A 22,463-nucleotide genomic window follows, 5' to 3' on the forward strand; every position below is an offset into this window, starting at 1 on the left:
TTCTGTGAAAATCTCAACTCATGGCGTTAAGAGTGGAAGGTCGGCCGCCTCGAGGGCGACGAGTTGGTTGGGGGTGGGGGCGGTCAGTTCGGAAAGGCGGTGGGCCTGGCGTTCGGTCATCGCCTGGAAGATCTGGCGGGCCGAGCGGCCGTTGCCGAAGCCTTCGCCGCGGGGCATGCGTTCGAAGAGGTCGGAGAGCGCGGTGCGGGCGTCGGCGGTGACCTCGTACTGGTGGCCGCCGGCCTGGTGTTCGACGATCGCGACGAGTTCCGCGGCGGTGTAGTCCTCGAAGAGCAGTGTGCGGGTGAAGCGGGACGACAGGCCGGGGTTGGACCCGATGAAGCGGTCCATGTCGTTCACGTAGCCGGCCACGATCACCACCAGGTCGTCGCGGTGGTCCTCCATGAGTTTCACCAGCGTGGCAATGGCTTCCGCGCCGAAGTCGTTGCCGATGCCAACGGGTGACAGCGAGTAGGCCTCGTCGATGAACAGCACCCCGCCGAGCGCCTGGTTCACCGCCGCGGTCGTCTTCGGCCCGGTGTGCCCGACGTACTCGCCGACCAGCGCCGTACGGTCGACCTCGACCAGGTGGCCCTTCCGGAGCAGCCCGAGCGCCTTCAGCACCCGCCCGTACAGCCGGGCGACGGTCGTCTTGCCGGTGCCGGGGTTGCCCGCGAAGACGAGGTGCCGCGACAGCGGCGGCGCGGGCAGCCCGGCCTCCTGCCGCATCCGGACCGCCTGCATGAGTTTCACCATCGACTGGACGTCGCGCTTCACGCGGTCCAGGCCGACCTGCTCGTCCAGCTCGGCGAGTACGTCCTCCAGCGTCTCGTCGTCCGGCGGCATGCTCTCGTCGAGACCGGCCACGGTCGGTACGGCGGCCGGTGCGCCGGCAGCGACAGCCGGCGCCGGCGTGACCATCGGTACGCCGTCCACCGTGCAGTCCTCGAACGTCGGGCGCGCGCCGTCGTCCTGCCCGATCGCGTCGACGCAGTCCCGGATCCGCAGGTGCTGGAACACCGGAGCGGCGGCCTTGCTCAGATGCAGCGCCGGGTACTTCGTCCCGTTCACGTCGCAGTCGGAGTACTTCCCGGCCGCCTGCTCCGCGAGATAGATCCCGTTCTTCGCCACCCCCGCGATCCGCAACCCCCGGACGGCGGGCGCCGCCGACGCCCAGACGACCAGGCCGGACCCGCCGCAGTCCTCGATCGCGGATCCCGACACCTCGGCCGCGGCGCCCGTGCCGACGACGATCCCGGCCGCCTTCGACCCGCTCACCCGGACCGCGTCGACGGTCGCCGGCCCCACGCCCGCCAGCTCGATCGCGGTCCCGACCGTCCCGCTCACCGACGACCCACGCAACCCGGTCGCCGCACTCGACTCCAGGTGTACGCCGGTACCGCCGCCGCTGATCCGACAGTCCACGGCCTCCGCGGTCGCGCCGTCGACGACCGACAGCCCGGTCAGCCCGACGTCGGCGATCCCGCACCGGTTCAGCTCGACCCGCGACGACGCGGTGGCGTGCACCCCGTGCTCGGCGCCTTCCCGGACCGCGCAGTCCGTCAGCCGCACCACCGCCGTACCGGTCAGGTGGACAGCGCTGTACACGGACCGGTCGAACCTGGTTCCGGTCAGCGTCGCGGTCGACGAATCCGACGCCAGCAACGCGTTCGCGCCCGCGTCGGCGACCAGGCAGTCGGACCCCGTCAGGTCGGACTGGTCCTGCGCGACCAGACCGCTGGCCCGCGCGTTCCGCACGCGGCAGTCCGTCAGTTGCACCTTCGCCGTCCCGGCCGCGTGGATCCCCGGCCCGCCCGCCTGCTCGATCCGTACGTCGGTCATCACCGCCGTCGCCGCGTCCTCCAGCAGTACGCCGGCCATCCCGGTCTGCCGGACCACGCCGTCGGTGGCCTCCAGCCGGCTCGCCCCGCGCAGCCGGAACCCGTATCCGGAGGTCGCGGTCAGCCGGATCCGGGAGGCGTCCAGGAACGCGTTGCCGGACAGCACCACGCCGATCCCGTCGATCGTGTCGATCACCGAGTCCTCGACCTTCGCGCGGACCCGTCCGGACAGGTGCAGCGCCGCCAGCCGACCCTTCTCGATCCGCGACCGGCGCACCATCAGCGTGGTCACGCCGTACCCGGTCAGGTCCGCGGAGCCGGCGGCACTTTCGTTGCCCCTGGCATGGATCCGGCCGCCGGTCACCGTGCAGTCGTCCAGCAGCAGCCCGGCCCCGGGCGCCACCCCGACCGCCGGCCCGTCCCCGCCCGCGGACCGGATCACCAGCCCGCGCAGCGAACACTCCAGCCCCTCGGCGACCACGACCGGTTCCCCGGGTACGCCGATCAGCTCGACGGTGCCCTCGGCAACGATCGCGACGGACCGATCGAGCCGGAGCTGCTCGGCGTACTCGCCGGGGCCGACCACGATCACGTCGCCGGGCGCCGCGGCCCGCAGCGCCTCGGTGATCCGGCGATAGCCGCCCCGGCCGCGCGGGGTCACGTAGCGGTTCGTCACGGGGCTCCTTCGACCGGAGGAACTGTCAGCGGAACTTGATACCACGACGGGTTGATCGAGGCCCGGACGGCCGGGGTCAGGAAGACGCCGCCGATGCCCTTCTCGAACAGCCGCAGCGGCATCGTCAGCACGATCTCACCGAGCCCGCCCTTCTGGTAGAACCGGCCGATCGCGAAGTTGCCGCCGATCAGCTTGGCCAGGCCGAGGCTGTTGCCGATCGCGTACCCGGTCAGCACCGCGATGCCGCCCTCCCCGACGGCCTCCCAGCCGGACAGCTTGACGGTCTTGCCGTCGGCGTTCGGGACGCCGAAGATCGCCGCGTTCATGGCGCCGTTCACGAAGCCGGTGAGTGGCAGCAGCATCATGTTCAGGCTGTAGTCGAAGATGCCGCCGCGCCAGCGGATCGGGCTGGTGTTGCCGGCCCACTCCACACCCCAGGTGGCGTCGTTGTTGTTCGGCCGCTTGGTGACGAACTTGCCGCCGTCGACGTTGCCCATGCTCTGCTTGAGGTCCCGCAGCGAGCCGCCGAGTCTGGTCTCGGTGAGTGCCGCGCCGGCCACCGACTTCAGCGTCGCGCCGACGGCCGCGTTCATCAGCGCCTTCAACGCGTCGTTCCCGGTGAACGGCTTGTTCTGCGCCTCCGCGACGATCCCCGCGATCATCAGGCCGGCCGCGTAGTCCAGGAAGAATTCGGTACCGATCTGCAGCAGCACCTTCTGGGTGAGCAGCCGGGAGAACGGCGCGTAGTTCGCCTCCCGCAACACGTTCCCGCCCGGCGTCAGTGTCTTGTCGGCCAGCGTCCAGTCGGACTGCATCAGCCACGGCTGCCGTTGCGCGTCCCCGATCCGGGTGTTCCAGCCGCGGTACTCCGTCATCGCGCCGCGGAAGTCGAACTCGTTGCCGGTCAGCGTCAGCTTGCCGTCCCGCAGCTCGAAGACCAGCCCGTTGTCGGACCGTTCGCCGATCACCGCGCCGTGCTCGTCGTACAGCTTCCACTGCCCGTGCACCTTGTCGGTCTCGAGGTAGTTGTCGCCGGACTTCACCCGCTCCCGGACGACCTTGTCGAGGTCGAACTCCTTCCACTGCCGCAGATCGGTCTGCCCGTTGTCCAGCGTGTACTCCCGGACCCGGATCGGGCGCCCCTCGCCGATGTGCGTCGGGGTCTCGCGGACGAGCTGCGGCGGGACCTGCCCGTTCTGCGGCAGGCTGTCGCGGAAGTGCTGCGAGCCGGCCGTCCAGTTCTGCTGCCAGTTGCCGTCGGCATCCAGCCACTGCCGGTCCAGCCGGGTCGTGCCGACGACCTCCTGGCCGGTCTTGTCGAACTCCGCGACCTTCCACTGGTTGCCGTCCTGCCATGCCTCGACGAAGCGCCGCTCGTCCAGCATGTGCCGGTCCCGGACCAGATTGCCGTCGTGGAAGTCGCGGAACGAGTTGTCCCAGCTGATCCGCTCGTCCGGCGAGCCCTTGAAATGGAACCGGTCGCCCTCCCGGCCGGGGATCGGTACGCCGTTGTGGTCGAGCTCCTGCCACCGCCAGCGCGCGGAGTCGGCGGCCCCGTTCGCGACGACGTACCGGCGGTTCCCGCCGACTGGTGCCGGGGTCTGGTGGGCGCTGCCGACCAGGTTGCCGTGGGCGTCGCGCTGCACCCAGATGTTGCGGTCTGCCGGCCGCGGGTACTCGCGGACCACACCGCCGGGCCTGCTCTCGCGGACCACGGTCCAGCCCCGCAGCCCGTCGACCTCCGCGACGTCCTGCCAGCCGTTGTTGTTGTCGAAGACCCGCCAGCCGTTCAGGTCGCCCGCGGTCCACGGGGTCGTCGAGTTCGGGTGCGCGGTCCCCGGCGCGGTCGCCTGGTCGCCGACCTTCAGCTCGGTCCCGTCGTGCAGCTTCCCCTTCGAGCGGACGAACTCGCCGTTCAGGTTCACGTCGACGACCGACTCGTCGGTCCCGACGTACCGGACGCCGCGCTCGCCGGCGATGCCGTCGCCGGAGGTGTCCCAGCGGAAGATCTGGAACCGGTTGTCGCCGGAGATGTGCGCGAGGCTGCCGGTGGTCGGCGGGTTGTCGAGGAAGTTCTTCCGGACCCACACCGGCGGCCGCTGGTCGCCCTGCCGGACCGTCTTCAGCAGCGCGCCGCTGTCCAGCAGTTCGCCCTTGCCGATCGACTTCAGCTGCGGCGACTGCACCTCGAACTCCCCCGACCGGACCGGATGCCCGTCGCCGGCGGTGAGTTTGAACTCCTGGTACTGCCGGGCCGTGTCCGGGCCGTGCCAGGTGCCCCACTTCTGCTGCGCTACCCGGTCGACCTCGGCGCCGTTCTCCATCACCTTCACGGTGTCGGTCCAGCCTTCGCCGATCGCCTCCAGGGTTCGGTTGCCCTCGGCGATGTGGACGCCGTCCGCGTCGTAGCGGTGCCAGGTCCAGTTGCGGCCGTCCTTGATCGCCAGCACGTGGCCGGTGATCTCCTTGTCGGCCTTGCCCAGTGGCGTCGGCTGCTCGGCGATCGGATTCGCGTACTTCTGCAGGCCCTGCTGGTAGTCGCGTACGGCGTTGCCGTGGTGGTCGTAGTCCCGCCACGCGGAGCCGCCAGTGCTGAAGTGTCGCTTGCCCCAGTTGGTCAGCGCACCGTTCGCGTCGTACGTCGCCCACGTCGTGCGGCGGTCGAAGTACCCGTAGCCGAGCGTGTCGGTCTTGCGGAAGCTGTCGAGGATCGAGCCGTCGGGGAGCCAGCGGCGTTCGAAGACCTCGACCTGTTTCGCGGTCGTGCTCTGCAGCCGGATCCGGCCGTTGTCCAGGCCGACGACGTCGAGCGTGCCGTGCTGGAAGTTGCCGGTCCCGTCGAGGTTCGCGCCATCCACCCGGCGCCACGTGTTGTCGGTGCGGTTCACGACGTACGTGAACTCGGTCGGGCGGCCGTTGCGGACCACCGGGAAGCCCTGCTCGGTCAGGTGGCCTTCGCGGGAGAACACGTGGAACTCGCCGTTCCGCGGGCTGCCCGGGACGTTGACCTCCAGCCGTACGCCGCCGTGCTGATCGATCGTGACCCGGTGCGGGGTCGGTACCGGGACGCCCGCGCGGTCGGTCAACGTGACCACACCGTTCTGGTCGCGGGTGACCCGGGTACCGCCGACGCCGAGGCCGTGGCCGTCGAGGTCGGTGACTTCCCGCAGTACGCCGCCTTGCAGGTCGAAGACGTCGTGCCCGCCGGCCCGGGTGACCGTGATCTCGCCGGCATTGACCGTGACGATACGCCCCTGGATCGGCTGGTAGTTGACGTCCAACCGGCGCGCGGTGTTGCCGGCGATCTCCAGGAAGCCGGTCTCGCGGGGCAGGTTGACGGTGTGGCCGTTGGCCTGCAGCGCGCCGTCGCCGTCGTACACGTGGTAGTTGCCGCCATCAACGACCCGGTAGCCGCCACCCTGGACGTGGTCGACCGTCCGGCCGGCGCCGGTCGGGTCGTGCAGCGTGAGGTGGTTGTCGACGCCGTGGACGACGACTTGCTGCGCGTTCGGCCCGCCGAGCGGGATCCGCCGGTCGAGGTAGTTGCCGACGTCGTCGAAGGTCCGGGCGATACCGTTCGCCTCGGTGACCCGGAAGCCGCCCTCGAACGGGGTGATCGTGCCGGGCAGCTGGCTACCGGCGTTGTCGACGAGTACGGGGTCGTGGCCGGGTCGGTTGTAGACGAAGACGTGGCCGTTGTGCGCGGGATCCGCGACCTGGAAGCCCGAGCCGCGGTACAGGCCGTCCTGCCCGTGCCAGCGGACGTCGGCGGTGACCGTGTCCGTGACCCGGAACTGCCCGTTCGGCAACTGGTCGACGGTTGTGTGCGGCAACGGTGCGCCGTTCACGTCGACCGCGCGCCAGGCGCCGTTGCCGTCGACCTCGGCGAACAGGTGCGGTTGCAGGCGGAACGGATCGTTCAGCAACGTCCCGCGGCCGAACTGCGTGCCGTCGGCGGCGTACCGCTGCATCTGACCGCGCGGACCGACGACCCGGAGATCACCGCCCTGGCCGGTGAACACCCTCAGATTCGGAACCGTGGTTCCGGCCGAGTCGATTACGTACGGCTGGGCTCCCGTCGGGCGGACGACGGTGTGGTTGTCGAAGGCACCGGTCAGCCGGTGCTGACGTACCGGTGGCGGCGGCGGTGCGATGTGCACGGTGTTGACGACGATCGGGTCCTGAGCGATGGCCTGCCAGGTCTCTGGGCGGTGCGTCATCAGCCACTCGGCGCGCTGCGTCGCGCTGGCGAAGTCGACCAGCTTCTCCGGCGGGCGGCCGGCCAGGTTCGGCTTCAGCTCGGTGAACCAGGCGGCGAAGTCGTCGCGGTTCTCCGGGCGTTTGAGGACGTCCGGCAGTTGGCGGACCACCGGACCGCGGCGGTCGCCGAGGCCGGCCAGGACGTCCGTCACCTCGACGGTCTGCAGCTTCTGCGCCGGGACCAGGTGCTTCAGGCCGTCCGGTACGGCGCGGAACTCGAAGAGCAGGGCCTTCTCGCCGCCGATGGTCGCGTTGTTGATGCCGTGGCCGGCGACCTCGCCGCCGTTCAGCAGGTACTGGCGGGTCTCCTTCCAGATCTCGGCGTCGCCGGTCGGCGGGAGGTCCCGGATCAGCTTCAGGGTGGCGAGCCGGTCGGCGTCGGACAGCGACTCCAGGACGATGTTCGGCCGGGTCCGGGGCAGGATCTTCCAGTCGTTCTTCACCGCCGGGTCGGTGAGCCCGCGGTACGGCGGGCGCCCGCCGTACTCGCCGATCGGCAGGCCGTGCTTGTCGACCTGGCGGGCGGTGAAGGTGACGATCGACTTCAGGTAGGTGTACGCGCTCTGAACGCCGTCGGGGTTGTCGACGGTGTGCAGGACCGACCGGAGGTTGGGGTCGTCGGCGAACTCCGGCTTGAACCACGGGTTGTCGTCGAGCAGGCGGAGGTCCTGTGCGGCGGGGGTGCCGAAGTCGGAGGCTTTCACGCCGACGGTGATCTGCTGGCCGGCCGGCGGCATCTTCACCGAGGCCGGCCCGTCCAGGCTCATACCGTTGCCACCGGCAATCACGTGGCGGTCGTTGGTGATCACCAGCTCGAAGCGGCCGTCCAGGCTGGTGACGTTCTCCATCGCGTGGTGGTTCTGGTTGGTGATACGGCCCTTGAAGACGTCGAGCAGGAACTGGGTGGCGTCGTCGCGGAGCGCGATCCCGGCGGTGTCGCCGACCTTCGCCGGGTAGCTGACCAGCTCGACGGTGTGCGTCTGCCAGTTGCCGCGGTTGACGTGCTCGAGGCCGGCCGGGTTGTGGTACGCGCCGTTGCCCATGTCCTTGGTGACCATCACCAGCGGGTCCTTGGTCCCGGTCTCGCGGACGAACGCGAACGTCCGGTTCGCCCCCTCCGGCATCGCGACCACGAACCCGCCGAGCTCACTCTCACTCCCGAACGAGGCCCCGTCGAACTCCTTCCGAAACTCCGGAGCCCCCACCCGCTGCACCCGCACCGCCGGGTGAGCAGACGTCCCAGGCAGATTGTGCCTCACCGCAGGCGGCGGAGGCGGCGGAGCCGCGTGAGTCGCCGGGTGCGGCAAGGTGTGCCCGGCTTCGCCGGGGGTTGGCGTGGGGTGGCCGGCGCCGGCTGGATGATGTCCCGCCGGTGGAGGAGGTGGCGGTGGCGGCGGGGTCGCGTGGGTGTTCGGGTGGAGGGCTCCGCCGGGGGTTGGCGTGGGGTGGCCGGCGCCCACCGGCGGGTGCCCCGCGCCGGGTGGTGGGGGTGGGGTGGGGCCGTTGTGGCCGCCGGGGAGGCGGGGGCGGTCTTTGAGGGACTGGGCGGTAAGGGCGTCCAGGTGCGACTGGAGTGTGTCCACCTGCAGGGCGTACTTGGACTCGAAGGACTGCTTCGCCGTGGTCAGGTCGGTTTGGGCGGCGTGAAGGTCGAGATGGGCCTGTTCGCCGACGGACGGGCCGGTGGACGGGCCGTCGGCGCGGTGGCCGTTGAGAGCAACGTTCCCGAGAGCCGCGTCGACCTTGGCCTGAGCCTGCTGGATGCGGCCGAAGTCGGTCATCTTCGCGTTCACGATCGCGTCGGTGTCGTCGCCGACCCGGAACACCGCCGCCTTCGCGGCCAGGTCGCTCTGCCACGCGAGCTCCAGCGCCTCGCCGCCCGACGCCTTCGGCCAGTGCGCGGGCCGCGCGAGGTTCGCGAACAGCTCGTTGTTGTGCAGCACATGGCCGCGCAGGTCACTCGCCAGCGCAGAGAACGCCTGCTTGCTCCACGTCTCGTCGAACTTGTTCGCGCCGTTCACCGCGACCGTCACCCGTACGGAGTCGGCCGGCTCGTTCCGCAGTACCGTGATCGTCACCTCGCCGCTGAAGTGCGGCTTCGTGACGTGCACCGTGTGCATCAGCCCGTCGGCGCTGGTGTTCGTGCGCGTGGCCACGTCCTCGAGTCCCTCGAACTGCCGCAGGTTCCCGAGGTCGAACGACTTCACGAAGTCGCCGAACGCCGCCTCCGACGACATCCCCGGCCACTGCGCCCGGATCACCTCGTCGAGCCGCTCCACCGGAATCTGCTCGGCCCGCACCGGGATCACCCGCAGGTCCCCGACCAGCTTGTCCGGACCGGTCCGTACCAGCGTGGTCGGCGACAGCGTGATCTCCGCCTGGCTCTGGTTCCACGGCCGCGCCTGCCCGGCGAAGTCGTAGTGCTCCGGGTACGCCATCGCGAGCTTCCCGTGCGCCGGCGGTACGTCGATCTCGAACACGACCCGGTTCGACTGCACACCGTTCTTCGCCCACACGTGCTGGAACTCGAGCGAGTTCGACGTGGAGATCGGCAGCCGCTCGACGAACGTGTCGGCCTGCGCGCTGAGCGGATCCATCGACACCCCGCGGTACACGGTGATGTTGTCCGTCGGCCCCTGGAACAGCAGGTCCTTCGTGACCGTGTCGAAGCGCCGGACGTTCGCGATCAGCGTGTTGTCGGCGAGCGCGCTCGGGTTCACGTACCCCTCGAACCCACGCTTGGACGTGAACGAGCCGCCGACCACGTCCCGCATCACCGCCTCGACCGCTTTGTCCGACGCGGCCGCGGTCAGATGCGTGCGACTCAGGTCGACCTGAGCGTTCCACCGCACGGCGTCGGTACCGCTGAGGTGCGGGGGCGTCGCAGGCGCGGGCAGGTGCCCGGTCGCGGTCGGGTCGGCGACCCGGAAGCTCCCGTCGAGGTCGTACCGCAACGGTCCCTGCGGCGAGCCGACGACCAGCGAGTCGTCGACCAGTTTGGCCGGCCACTGCTTCCCAGCGCTGTCGGTCACCAGCCCGTGGTCGAGGCTGCCGAGCTTGCCCTCGAGCGTCGCGGAGTGCCCGCCGAACAGCCCGCCCTTCAACGGGAACGACTCGCCGACCAGGTTCGCGCTCCCGCCGAACCCGAGCCGGTACGACCAGACGTGCCCGTCGGCGCCGGTGATGGTCAGCGATCGTCCGTCGACGACCGGCAGGAACTTCTCCGCACCCGGTCCGTCGATCGCGACGTTCTTGCCACTGACCTGGAAGGTCACCCCGGCGTTCCCTGGCAGGTCGTAGGTCCGCCCGGCGCCGCCCAGCAGTCGCGGGCGCTCCTTGAGCGAGTCGAGGACGACCTTGTCGAGGTGCTGCTGGATGCCGTCGGCACTGATCCCGTGCTTGTCCCCGAACGCGTTCTTGGCCGCGTCCAGGTCGTTCTGCGCGACGTGCAGGTCGAGGTGGACCTGCTCGCCGACCGACGGCGCGTTCGACGGACCGTCGACCCGGTCGCCGTGGACCGCGACGTTGTCGTGCGCGATGTCGACGTTCTGCTGGGCTCGCTGGACCTGGGTGAAGTCGTCCATCCGGGCGTTCACCGCGGCGTCGGTGTCGCCGGGCTTGCGGAACACGCCGGCCTTCCCGGCGACGTCGCCGTTCCACGAGGCGGTGATGTTCTGGCCTTCGAGCTTGCCGTTCGCGGCGTAGTGCCAGCCGGTGCCGTCCTTGCCGTGGATCTGCACGCCGCCGGTGTCGAGCTGCCGGACGCTGAGGTTCTCCGGTACCACCTTGCCGTCCAGGCTGGTGACGTGGAACTGGCTGTCCGGCTGCTTGACCAGCACCCGGTCGTCGATCCGTGGCATCCCGTCGGCCCTGGTCAGCCGGATGCCGTGGTCGACCGCGATCCCGTTGCTGTCGAAGCGGGTGGTGACCCCGGTCGAGGTGTCGGTGAACCGGACGTGGCCGCCGCCGAGCGGGTCCAGCCGCCCGTTCGGTCCGCCGCCGTGCAGGTTGAACTGGGTAACGCCGCCCTCGAACCGTTCCACCTTGACCACAGCGCCGGGATGATCGGGCAACCCGGTCAACGGGATCTCGGTCTTCCCCGGCGTGAACGAGTGCCCGCCGGACCCACCGGTGCCGTGCACGGTCGGCAGGTTCGGCAGGTTCGGCGCGACCGGGGTGCTGCCGGTGTGCACGGTCGCGGTCTGGATCGGTACGTCGGACTTCGGCACGCCGACCGGCTGGACGTGCGCGGCGGGCGGAGCGGACACGTTCTGGACGCCGACCGGGGTCGGGGTGTCGACGTGCAGGCTGCCCGGCGTACCGACCTTGAGGTTCGCTGGGCCGCCGGTGAGCAGGTCGAGCGCTGCGTTCACCCGGTCGACGCTGGGCGGGCTGACCACGTGGGTGCTGCCGTGCGCGGACGCCGTCGGCAGGTTGACGATCTCGTCGATCGACAGCCGGATGTGGTTCGCCTGGAAGCCGTGCGAGGTGCCTTCGCCGATCGTGTTCGCGAAGTGCGACGAGATCGTCGGCGGGTTGTTCCGGAGCCCGGACCCGACCAGGTCGCTGATACTCGTCGAACCCGGCGTGGAGATGTGCAGCGAACTGATGTTCACGTTCACCGGCTGCGCGACGTGGGTGCTGTTCAGGTGCCCGAACGTGGACCCGTTCACCGCCGGCGTGCCGACGTGCGGCGACGGGATGTTCGTGATCACGTTGACGGCGTTCGGCGTACCGGCGGTGGCCGGGATGTGGACGCCGCCGGTGGTGACCGAGGTCGGTGTGTGCACGCTGACCCCGATGTTGGTGTTGCCAATGTTCTGCAGCGGCGCCAGGTGCAGCTCGTCGAGCGCGGTGAAGACCTGGCCGCCCTTGAACCCGTCGGTGGTGGCCAGCCCGATGCTGTTGATGTGTACCGACGGGATCCGGATGTCGGGCTTGATCAGCTGCTGCAGGAAACTGGTCTTCCCGGCCCCGCCGACACCGCCCGTCTCGATCGGGATCGCCCCGATCCCGCGGCCGATCGCGCCCACCGTGGGCAGCCCGAACACATGCTGGGCGAACACACCGCGGCCGAGCACGCCGACCTTCAGCGCCTGCGTGAACGCCTTGAAGTCGCTCATCCCGAGCGCCTTGAACGCGCGGATCTCGTCCGCCGCGACCGGCAGGATCATCCGGGTCCACTGCAGCCCGCCGAGGTGCGCGCTGACGAACTGGCCGAACTTCGAGGTGGCGACACCGTTCCACGCGGACTTGAACCCGGTCAGGACCGAGCCCGGCCGGAATGTGCTGATCCCGGTCTTGAAGGCGTTGAACGCATTCACCGCGATCTTGTCGAAGTTGCCGACGAAGGCCCCAGTGGTGATCGCGAAGTTCCGGATGTTCGAGACCACGAACAGGCCGGTCTCCTTGATCGCGATCGTGGCCAGCACCGGCATCGCCTTCAGCCCGGCGATCAGCCCGTTGAACAGGAAGTCCTTGCTGAACACGGTCTTGAAGGTGTTCACGATGCCCTTGACGCCGGCCCCGATCCCCTTCGCGATGCCCTTCAGGATGCTGAAGATCGGCAGCGCCTTGGTGGTCGGCGCGATCAGCCCGAGGCCGGCCAGGAACAGGTCCAGGAAGGTGGCGTCACCGTTCGCGACGTCGACGATCGTCTTGATGAACAGCGCCAGGTTGACGCCGAGCGCGAGCAGTGCGATCGGACCGCCGAAGATCAGCGCCGGGATGATCAGGATGATCGCCAGCCACTTGAACGCCTCCCAGAACGCCTCGCAGGCGGAGATCGGCAGCGAGATGTCCGAGACCCCGTTGATCTTCCCGGCGTACGTCGAGGCCGCGTCCGACTGGTCCCGGCCGGCCTGCTCGGCGATGCCCTTCTGGGTGTCCCGGTCCGGGTCGTCCTCGGCCAGCCCGCGGCCGGCGCTCAGCGCGGCGTCGGCCTTGCGCTGCTGCTCCTCGACCACCCCGCGCCAGTCCCGGAGCGCCTGTGCCGAGGTCTCGAACGCGTTCGCGACGTCCTCGACGTGCCCGCGCAGCCGCTTGTCCACCTTGCCGCGCAGCGCGTCCGCGGTCTGACCGACGAACACGCTGTCGTTGTTCGTGTTCATCACGGTCTCGATCGCGTTGAAGATCTCCCGCGCCTTGCCGCCGAGTTTCTGCAGTACCTCGGCCAGCTGACCGATCTGGTCCGGATCACCCGGCGTCGGGTCCCCGCCGAGCCCGATGGCGTCCCAGTCGCTCGGCCGTGGCATGCGTACCCTCCCGGTTCGTCCAGACCCTCTACCCCGACCACGCCGGAGGCATCGATCAGGTTCAGATCGAAATGAACCCGGAGCCGTACTGCGGCGTGGTCAGTACGGAACCAACCGACGCCGAGGAGGGGTTGTGCCGGATCGACTCAAGATGGACTACAACCTGCTCAACGACGCCAAGACGGATCTGGAAGAACTCGCGTCGAACATCAAGCCGACACTCGACGACAGCCTGTTCAGCACGCTGGCGTACGACGACGGCAGTGTCCTCGGCAGCAGCGTGATCGCGTCGGCGATCACCGACCTGCACTCGAATGCCGAGGGCACGATGACCAAGGCCGAGAAGGGCCTGAAGGAGCTCGCGAACTCGTTCGGCTCGGTCGGCGAGGCGTTCCTGCAGTTCGACGCCGAGATCTCCCAGGGGATGAACGCGACCAACAGCAACCTGGCGCTGTCGAACTACTACCGGGACAAGTCGCAGTGGGACTACTACCAGGCCCACAAGGACCAGTGCACCGGACCGGTCGCGGACCAGCCGGACTTCTGCAAGGCCACGAACCCCGGTGACCACCCACCGCTGGACCAGACCATCACCACCGACCGCGGCAACGTGCACACGCATCTCGACGTGGACGACAAGGGCAACGTCACCCGCGAGGAGACCACGGTCACGTACGACGGCAAGACGTACCACTCGGTCACGACGTACGGCGACGACCGGCACCACATCATCACCGACAGCGACTACCCGGACGGCAGCACGGTGCACAACGACACCCAACTGAAGTCCGACGGCAGCGGAACCATGAAGACCACCAACAGCGACGGCACCTGGAGCGAGTTCACCCGGGGCCCGAACAAGTCCGACGGCTCACCCGCCGAATGGGTCGAGACGCCGGAGAGCGTCGCGGCGAACGCCGACAACGAAGACAACTGACCAGAAAGCGAGCGCAGCATGGCGTACGACGGCATCAACCTCGACTACGGCAAGATCGTCGAGGTCACCACCCTGATGACCAACGCCCATGACCAGATCTCCCCGATGATCGAGAACCTGCGCACGCGGGTGAACACCTTGGTCGACGACGGCATGGTCTTCAAGCAGTCGAGTGAGGTCATCCGGAACACCTACAACAACTTCGACACCAGCCTGAAGGCCGCGGTCAAGGGCATCCAGGACTTCTCGGACATGTTCAACAGCATCAAGAAGAACGCCGAGGAGTTCGACCAGGGCATCAGCAACAGCCTGAACCAGGCCAAGTAGTACCCGGGAAGGTGCTCCAGGCAGTTGCCTGGAGCACCTTTTCTATTGCTCCGGGAGCAGAACCGTCAGCGGCACCTGGACCGCCAGCGGCTGCGACGCCGGGCCGGTGGTCCAGGCCCGGCCGGGGCGCGGGGTGGCGCGGACGACGTTCGGGCCGACCCGGACGCCGATCAGGTCGCCCTCGGAGATCGAACGGGCCTCGAGCAACAGTCCGCGCCGGGCCCGCCGGGCGGCCGAGGCCCAGCCGCTCATCCCGGACTGGAAGCCGTCCGTGGTGGCGCCGAAGATCACCGCCGTGCCCTGGTCGCGGCCGGACACCACGATGTCCTTGAGCACCTTGTCCGCGGCCGCCGTCATCACCAGGTCCGCGTCGTCGATCACGACCACCTTCGGGCCCGGGACCTGGTCGAGCGTGCCCCGCAGTACGTCCTCGGCCGGGTCCGCCTGGCTCATCAGGACGACGTTCGGGTGCCGGGCGAGCATCCGCAGCGGCGACTCCCTGGGCGTGATCACGATCAACGACGACCCGCCGGCCAGCAGCGACACCGCCAGACAGGACAGCGCGTTGCTGCGTCCGGACCCCGGCGGTCCCAGGACGGCGTACGACGAACCGACTCCGGCCAGGTCGACGCCGATCGCGCCGCCCTCGTCGCCGCCGAGGCCGATCAGGCCCCACTGCGGCCGTCGTTCCGCGGCCGGGACCCGCTCGTAGGCCTGCGCGAACTCCACCGACGACGGCAGCTCCGCGACCTTGAACGGCCGGCGCGCGGCCGGCATCTTGGCGTCCCGCTCGACGGCCTCGGCCGCGATCGCCCGGATCGCGCCCACCTGCTCGGATCCCCCGCCGGCGGCGAGTACGGCGACCTGCGTCTCGGTCGCGGTCAGTACGTGCCAGCCTCGTCCGGGCATGACCATCGAAGGCACCTTCGCCAGCCGCAGCCCGGCCGCTTGGTAGTCCGTCCGGTCGGCCTGCCGGAGCAGCAGCTTGTGGTCGTTGTGCGAGGCCAGCCTGCCACCGAGGAGCGAGCGCTCGGACGTCGCGATCAGGTGGATCCCGAGCCCGCCGCCCTCGCGCAGCAACCGCATCACGTCCTGCAGCAGCTGCCCGTGGTCGTGGTCGTCGAGCAGCACCGAGAGCGCGTCCCAGCCGTCGATGAACACCAGCACGTGGGCCGGACGCTCGGACTTCGGCAGCACCTTGCGGAGCTCGTTGAGGCCCGTCGCGTTGTGCTGTCCGGCGAGCTCCTGCCGCTCGCTCAGCTCCTGGTTGAGCTTCCGGAGCAGCCGTGCCATCCGTTCCATGTCGTGGCGCGAGACGATCGCACCGCAGTGCGGCAGCGTCTCCAGCGGCGCGAGTCCGCCACCGGCCGCGTCGATGCCGTAGATGTGCAGGTCCGCGACGCTCAGGTGTTTCGCGGCCGAGCCGGCCATCGTCCGCAGCGCCTGCGTCCGGCCGGACCGTGGCGCCCCGATGACGTACAGATGCCCGAACGTGTCGAAGTCGATCCCGGCCACCCGCCGCTGCTGCAACGCCGGGATGTCCTCCAGCGCGTACGGGACGAACATCTCCCGCTCGGTTTCCGGCAACTCCTCGAGCAGGATCTGCGGCTCCAGCGCCGGCTGCCACGGCTTCGGCTGTACGGCGAAGTCCGGCAGCTCGCCCGCGGCCGCACGGACCGCTTCCACGAGCACCTGCAGATCCGTTGCCGCCGGCCCGTTCTTCGCGTCCTCCTCGGGCTCGGGTACGGCGTCCCGCTCGACCGTACGCCCGAGGTCGGACCACGGCAGCTCGGTGACCTGCACGCGCTTCGGATCGACCGGCCCGGTCGGCTCCGCGTCATCGGTCCGCTCCGCGCCGACCCAGGCCGTCTGGAACAGGTCGGCCAGCCGCGGTCCGCGCCGGATCAGCGCCCGGCCCGGGATCCCCGAGCTGATCGACGCCGCCTCGTTGACGTCCACGACGTCCTGGCTCTCGGACTGGTCGGTGACCCGGAGTGCGATCCGCAGGTTGGTGTTCGCGCGGATGTCCGCGGTCACCACGCCGGCCGGCCGCTGGGTGGCGAGGATCAGGTGGATGCCGAGCGACCGGCCGCGCTGCGCGATCCCGATCAACCCGGGCACGAAGTCCGGGATCTCCCGCACCATCGCGGCGAACTCGCCGATCACCAGCAGCAGCCGCGGCAACCGCGCCAGCCCCGGATCGACCGCCCGTTTCGCCTGGTAGTCCGGGAGGTCCTTGGCGTCGGCGTTCGCCAGGATCCGCTCCCGGCGGCGCAGTTCGGCGTCCAGCGACTCCAGCACCCGCTCGACCAGGTGCGCGTCCAGGTCGGTCACCATGCCGAGCGTGTGCGGCAGCCCGGCGCATTCCTTGAACGCGCTGCCGCCCTTGTAGTCGACCAGCACGAAGGTCAGCTCGTCCGGCCGGTTCGCGACCGCGAGCGACGCCACCAGCGTCTGCAGCAACTCCGACTTGCCGGAACCCGTCGTACCGGCGATCAGCCCGTGCGGGCCGTCGGCGACGAGATCGACGGTGAACTTCCCGTCGAAGTCGGTGCCGAGCACGAACGACGTACTCGCCGGGCGGCGGATCCAGCGGGTCAGCAGCGCCTCGGGCGTCGGCGGCTCCAGGTCCAGCTCGTCGAGCAGCTTCACCAGCTTCGGCAGGCCGGCGTCGTGGTCCGGGCTGATGTCGCGGACCGGCGCCAGCGCGCGGGCGATCTGCTCGCACCACTCCGGCGACACCAGGTCCGCCCGGACGGTCCGTTGGTCGGGCAGCCCGGGCCGGCGTACGGTCAGCGTCTCCTCGCCGGCGGCGACCACCGCGCTGCACTCCTGCGGCAGCAGCCGCTCGTCCTTGTCCAGGCAGACCGCGTACACCCCGACAGCGGGCCCGTCGGTCAGTACCTGTACGAAGCCCGGGACGTCCCGCAGCCGGCGCGAGCCGTCCGCGATCACCACGATCTCGGTGTCGACCGGCTCCGGCGTACTGGACGCCGTCGCCTTCCGGTGCCGGCCCTGCACCTGGGACACCAGCTCGCCGATCCGCGCCGCGGTGGTCGCGTCGTCGTTCGCGATCAGCACCGCGGCGGGTGTCTTGTCCGGCCGCAGGTGCGGCAGCCACCGGACCCAGTCCCAGTCCTGCGCGTCGTCCGCCTCGGCGAGTACGACGATCCGCAACGCCTGCGGCGAATGCAGTACGGCGGCCTGGATCGTCAGCCAGCGGGCCAACGCCCGCGTGGTCGCCGGCGCCCCGGCGATCCCGAGGACGCCGTGCCCGCGCAGCGGGACGCAGATCGGCGCGTCCGGGATCGTCCAGCGGATCGTCCGGTGGTTCTCCTCCCGGCCCTGGTCGTCGAGTTCCTTCAGCGACGGCTGGTCGGCGGTGCCGACCCGCAACAGCAGGTAGTCCGGGTCGTTGCGGCGGCGTTCCCACAGCCGGCTGCCCGGGCGGGTCGCGAGCTGGGCGATCCGGACCGGGTCCGGCGCGGTCAGGTTGCGGATCAGGCGTTCCCGGGTGACCGCAGTGGAGATCTCCTCCTCGAGCGCGGCCTTGCGGGCGAAGTACTTGCGCCGGGCCTCGATGTGGTCGGCCCGGTTGGTCTTCCGGCTGGTGAAGAAGTTCATCCCCATCATCAGCGGGCTGAGCAGGGTGAAGACCAGGAAGTAGTACGAGTTGAACAGCCCGACCATGACCAGGCCGAGGACGACCGGCGCGAGCACCACCGGCCACGGGAACGGGCGTTTCTGCGGCGGTGACGGCGGCGGTGGCAGCCGGACCTTCTCGTCGTCCAGGTGCGGCGCGAGCCGCGGCGGCCGGTTGTAGTCCAGCGTGAACCCGTCGTCGGCCAGCCGTACGGCGGCCGGCGGCTCCAGCGAACCGCTGCACCGCAACAGCACCGACCCGACCGCGAGGTCCTCGTCCGGCGGCCACGCCCGGACCTCACCGACCGGTACGTCCTCGGCCGCCAGCGGAACGGGTTCGTGCGCCGTCTCCGGGTCGTTCACCCGGATCGCGCTGGTTGCGGCATCGTCCTCCGGCGGGCCGATCCGGCGGCTGACGATATCGCCGGGCACCTCCTCGGTCCGGTGCCAGAACGCATCGCCACCCGGCCCGACCGTCACCCACAGGCCGCGCTCGGGTACGTCGGTCCCGTCCAGCCGGATCGCACACTGCGGGTCCGAGCCGATCTCGTGGCTGCCCGGCCCGACCCGCCACACCCGCCCGGCCTGCGGACCGGACACGGCATGCAACTCGACAACGACCGGTGCGTGCCCGGGCGGCGTGCCCTGCAGCAGATCCGGTACGTCGACCGGCCCGCCGAACCCGAGCACGCCGCCCTCCCGGACGCCGGACCGGGCCAGCGGCTGCGCCGGGTCGAGGCGCCGGCGGCCCAGGAACAACGTCGTACCGGGTTTGCCGAGACCGTCCGCGAGGCCGCCGACCGACAGGCCGCGGGGGATCTTCACCCGCTGGTCCGCGCGGGAACCGGAGCGCGAGTCGACCGTGGTCAGGTTCAGCTCCACGACGCCGCCTTCCCGTCCGGCACCGCGGACACCCCGACCGAGCCGGCCGGTACGTCCAGGTCGCTCAGGTCGTCGGCCGGCACCGTCTCCGGGCTGAACGGTACGCCGCTCTCGAACTCGTGCGGTGGCAGCCGGCGGATCGACCGCGCGACGGCCTTTGCCAACGGCAACGGGTCGATCCGCAGCCAGGTCGCCCCGCCGTGCAGCCGCAGGCTCTGGTCCGGCAATGCCTCCAGCAACCGACTGCTGCCGCGCGCGACGCCGAGCGTCAGCATCCGGCGGCCCGCCGGCAGCGGTCCGGCCAACGGCCCGGCGCCGACGACGAACCAGGCCCCGAGCCGCCGCGCGGCCTCCTCCAGCGGCATCCCGTCGTGCCGCGGATGGATGCCCTCGGCAACCTCGATCGCGCCCACCGGCAGCCGGACGTCGAGCTGCGCCGCCATCGCCTGCACGACCGCGCGCGCGGTCCGGTCGACGCCGTACACGGACAGCGTCCGCGGGCCGGAGAGCAGGTCCAGCATGATCACGTACCCGCCGGTGCTGTCGGTGCCGACGCAGACCAGCAGCGGCATCTCGCGCACCGCGGCGCTCTCCGGCAGGGCGGCCCGGTCGATCCACCACAGCCGCGGGTCCTGCGGGTCCGCGCTCCACGGCGCGGGCGGCTCCAGGTCGGACGCCCCGGCGACCAGTACGCCGATCCGGCGCTTGGCCAGCGCGACGGCGTACGGCGCCATTCCCGGGCTGATGTCCGCGGCGGCGACCATCGCGCTCTCGGCCTGGTCCCAGCCGGCGGTGTCCCGCAGTACCTGGATCAGCAGCCGGAGCCGGCGACGGTACCGGCGGCGGGCCGCGATCGGCTCGGTGAACGCGCGGACCGTGCCACGGATCTGGCGGCCGATCCAGCCGAGCAGCTTGCGCCAGCCACCGAGCCGGCGGACCAGAAGGTTCAGCAGCACCAGGGCGAGCAGGACCAGACCGGCGTACCCGAGGTAGCCGCGGATCCCGCCGCCACCGCCGAGCGCCGTCATGCGGCGGCTCCGGCCCAGCCTGTCCGGGCGAGCTCCGCGCGGAGCTGCCGGACCGCGTTGTGCGCCCGCGACTTCACCGTCCCGACCGGTACGCCGAGGACCGCCGCGACCTCCTCGCCGGCGTGACCGAGCAGGTGCACCCGGGCGACCACCTCGCGATGCGCGGGCGACAGCCGCTGCAGGATCTCGACCAGCACCCGCCGGTCGATCACCTGCTCGGCCGGATCCGGCTGGCTGGCCGGCTCCGCGAGCTCGGACGCGCCCAGCCCCATCGGCAGCGCGCGCCCGGCGCGCCGGTGGTGGTCGACGACCAGATTCCGGGCGACCCGGAACAGCCACATCCGTACCGGCCGGTCCTGCCACTCGATCCGGTCTGCCAGCTGCCACGCGCGCAGCAGCGTCTCCTGGACCACGTCCTCGACGGCGTGGCTGTCCCGGCCGAGAATGCTGGTCACATAGCGGCGAAGGCTTTCCCGCTCCGCCAGACAGAGCTCCATGACGGTGGTCCGGCACGCGCGCTCGTCGATCATGGATCTCCCTCGGGGCGATACGGCAGCGGAGAACCTGGCTCGGCTCAAAATAGGTTGAGAACGCTCTCATGGCAACGCCAATGGATGAACACTCAGCAACAATCTGATCTCACGCCGTGATCGGAGTCACCTTTTCGCGCAATGTTTGACGACAGGCGGTCACCCGGGCGATCCTCGGCAGCAGACACGCCTTCGCCCTTCCGCCCCAGATCCCAGGAGCCCGACGTGCGGTCACGCCGATCCCCCGGTTCGTCCCGTTTCTCGGACACCTTCGCCAGCCGTCCGGGGCTGCCCCGGATCACCCGGCTGCCCGACCGACGGGCCTGGTCGACGACCGCGGTGGTCGCCGCTCTGATCGGCGGGATCGCGATCGGCGCGTCGGCGATCGCCGGCGGCGGTTCGGGGCCGGCGTACACCACCGACGTCGCGTACGTGCCGCAGAGCCGGCCGACCGTGACGCCGACCGTGACCGTCACGCCGGACCCCGAGCAGGTGGCGGGCCTGACGGCGACGAAGACGGTCAAGGGCGATCCGCGGCAGGTCGTGAAGACCGTGATCATGCCGGGCGTCACGGTCACGCTGCCGCCGACCACGGTCACCGCGAAGCCGCCGCTCGCCGGTACGCCGCCGACCGCGACGGTCACCGCGACCGCCACCACGACTGCCACGGCGACCAGGACCGCGACGGCGCGGACCACGACGACCGCAACCGCGACAACGACCACGACCGTCACCGCGAAGCCGCCCGTGCGGACCACCGACTCGAACACTGCTGGGCCGCCCGCCGCGGCCGCCGCGCCGATCGCGTTACAGAGCGACCAGAGCAACCGCTGCATCGACGTACCGAACGCCGCCGACGGCATCGGTCACGACGGAACGCCGTTGCAGGTCTGGGATTGCGGCGCCGGCGCCGCGAACCAGCAGTGGGTCTTCCGGCCCGACGGCACGGTCCGCTCGATGGGCCTGTGCATGGACCTCGCCTGGGCCTCGACCGCCGACGGCACCCAGGTGCAGCTGGTCAACTGCAACGGCGGCTGGGCGCAGAAGTTTGCCCTCAGCAACAACAACGAACTGGTCAATCCGAGCGCCGGCAAGTGCGTGACAGCCGATGCCCCCGGCAACGGCGGCCGGTTGACGCTGCGCGCCTGCAGCGGCACCGCCAACCAGAAGTGGCACAAACCCTAGAAAGCGTAGGGATACTTGGACCAGTCGGCGGGGCGCTTCTCGAGGAAGGAGTCGCGGCCTTCGGCGGCCTCGTCGGTGCCGTAGGCGAGGCGGGTCGCCTCACCGGCGAACAGTTGCTGCCCGACCAGGCCGTCGTCGATCTGGTTGAACGCGTACTTCAGCATCCGCTGCGCGGTCGGGGACTTCGCACAGATCTTCTTGCCCCACTCCAGCGCGGTCGCCTCCAGCTCAGCGTGCGGGACGGCCTTGTTCACCATGCCCATCCGGTACGCGTCCTCGGCCGAGTACTCGTCACCGAGGAAGAAGATCTCCCGCGCGAACTTCTGCCCGACCTGCCGGGCCAGGTACGCCGACCCGAACCCGCCGTCGAACGACGCCACGTCCGCGTCGGTCTGCTTGAACCGCGCGTGCTCCGCGGACGCCAGTGTCAGGTCCGCGACCACGTGCAGGCTGTGCCCGCCGCCCGCGGCCCAGCCCGGGACGACGCAGATCACGACCTTCGGCATGAAGCGGATCAGCCGTTGTACTTCGAGGATGTGCAGCCGGCCGGCCCGCGCGGGGTCGATGCTGTCCGCCGTCGTGCCCTCGGCGTACTTGTAACCGTCCTTGCCGCGGATCCGCTGGTCGCCGCCGGAGCAGAACGCCCAGCCGCCGTCCTTCGGCGACGGGCCGTTGCCGGTCAGCAGCACGCAGCCGACGTCCGACGACATCCGCGCGTGGTCCAGCACCCGGTACAGCTCGTCCACGGTCTGCGGGCGGAACGCGTTCCGCACCTCCGGCCGGTTGAACGCGATCCGCACCACACCGGCGTCGACCGCCCGGTGATAGGTGATGTCGGTCAGCTCGAAGCCGTCCACCTGCTTCCAGGCCGACGGGTCGAAGATCTCGGAGACAGTCACCC

Annotated in this window: 9 protein-coding genes; 3 read left to right on the forward strand and 6 right to left on the reverse strand. The window is 70.4% G+C overall.

Annotation, left to right across the window (positions count from 1 at the left end):
* Positions 1-18: 18 nt before the first annotated feature.
* The gene (locus tag AB0M51_RS29685; RefSeq protein WP_344189187.1) at positions 19-2,517 is read right to left on the reverse strand and encodes a right-handed parallel beta-helix repeat-containing protein; all 2,499 of its coding nucleotides are present in this window, start codon (positions 2,515-2,517) and stop codon (positions 19-21) included.
* Complete coding sequence (locus AB0M51_RS29690) at positions 2,514-13,031, reverse strand: actin cross-linking domain-containing toxin (protein ID WP_344189185.1); 10,518 nt, start codon at positions 13,029-13,031, stop codon at positions 2,514-2,516. Before AB0M51_RS29690 ends, AB0M51_RS29685 begins: the two co-directional genes overlap by 4 nt.
* 133 nt (positions 13,032-13,164) lie before the next feature.
* Here AB0M51_RS29690 and AB0M51_RS29695 point away from each other — a divergent pair, with 133 nt between their 5' ends.
* The gene (locus tag AB0M51_RS29695) at positions 13,165-13,968 is read left to right on the forward strand and encodes a hypothetical protein (RefSeq protein ID WP_344189183.1); all 804 of its coding nucleotides are present in this window, start codon (positions 13,165-13,167) and stop codon (positions 13,966-13,968) included.
* 18 nt (positions 13,969-13,986) lie between these two features.
* On the forward strand, positions 13,987-14,295 hold the full coding sequence (locus AB0M51_RS29700) for a hypothetical protein (RefSeq protein ID WP_344189181.1): 309 nt from the start codon (positions 13,987-13,989) through the stop codon (positions 14,293-14,295).
* Between the two features lie 42 nt (positions 14,296-14,337).
* Here AB0M51_RS29700 and AB0M51_RS29705 read toward each other — a convergent pair whose 3' ends face one another.
* From AB0M51_RS29705 to AB0M51_RS29715, 3 genes are read right to left on the reverse strand one after another with little or no spacing between them, the layout of a single operon-like run.
* Entirely contained in the window at positions 14,338-18,819 is a 4,482-nt protein-coding gene (locus AB0M51_RS29705; protein ID WP_363751406.1) for an FtsK/SpoIIIE domain-containing protein, read from the reverse strand.
* Positions 18,810-19,847, reverse strand: a complete 1,038-nt coding sequence (locus AB0M51_RS29710; RefSeq protein ID WP_344189176.1) for a hypothetical protein — start codon at positions 19,845-19,847, stop codon at positions 18,810-18,812. Before AB0M51_RS29710 ends, AB0M51_RS29705 begins: the two co-directional genes overlap by 10 nt.
* Positions 19,844-20,377 carry a sigma-70 family RNA polymerase sigma factor gene (locus AB0M51_RS29715; protein WP_344189174.1) on the reverse strand — a complete coding sequence of 178 codons (534 nt, stop codon included), beginning with the start codon at positions 20,375-20,377 and terminating at the stop codon, positions 19,844-19,846. The genes AB0M51_RS29710 and AB0M51_RS29715 overlap by 4 nt, the downstream gene beginning before the upstream one ends.
* 225 nt (positions 20,378-20,602) lie before the next feature.
* Between AB0M51_RS29715 and AB0M51_RS29720 the strand changes: the two genes are divergently transcribed.
* Positions 20,603-21,562 carry an RICIN domain-containing protein gene (locus tag AB0M51_RS29720; RefSeq protein WP_344189172.1) on the forward strand — a complete coding sequence of 320 codons (960 nt, stop codon included), beginning with the start codon at positions 20,603-20,605 and terminating at the stop codon, positions 21,560-21,562.
* Here the strand turns inward: AB0M51_RS29720 and AB0M51_RS29725 are convergent.
* A complete protein-coding gene (locus tag AB0M51_RS29725; RefSeq protein ID WP_344189170.1) occupies positions 21,559-22,461 on the reverse strand; it encodes a 1,4-dihydroxy-2-naphthoyl-CoA synthase in 903 nt (300 codons plus the stop codon). The two genes, AB0M51_RS29720 and AB0M51_RS29725, sit on opposite strands and share 4 nt — an antisense overlap.
* Positions 22,462-22,463: the final 2 nt, after the last annotated feature.

The organism is Kribbella sp. NPDC051137, from assembly GCF_040682535.1.
GTDB lineage: Bacteria > Actinomycetota > Actinomycetes > Propionibacteriales > Kribbellaceae > Kribbella > Kribbella karoonensis.

Excerpts from the sequence above, each read along its gene's own strand:
- AB0M51_RS29690 (WP_344189185.1), bottom strand. The coding sequence starts at position 13,031 with ATGCCACGGCCGAGCGACTGGGACGCCATCGGGCTCGGCGGGGACCCG.
- AB0M51_RS29700 (WP_344189181.1), top strand. The coding sequence starts at position 13,987 with ATGGCGTACGACGGCATCAACCTCGACTACGGCAAGATCGTCGAGGTC.
- AB0M51_RS29710 (WP_344189176.1), bottom strand. The coding sequence starts at position 19,847 with ATGACGGCGCTCGGCGGTGGCGGCGGGATCCGCGGCTACCTCGGGTAC.
- AB0M51_RS29715 (WP_344189174.1), bottom strand. The coding sequence starts at position 20,377 with ATGATCGACGAGCGCGCGTGCCGGACCACCGTCATGGAGCTCTGTCTG.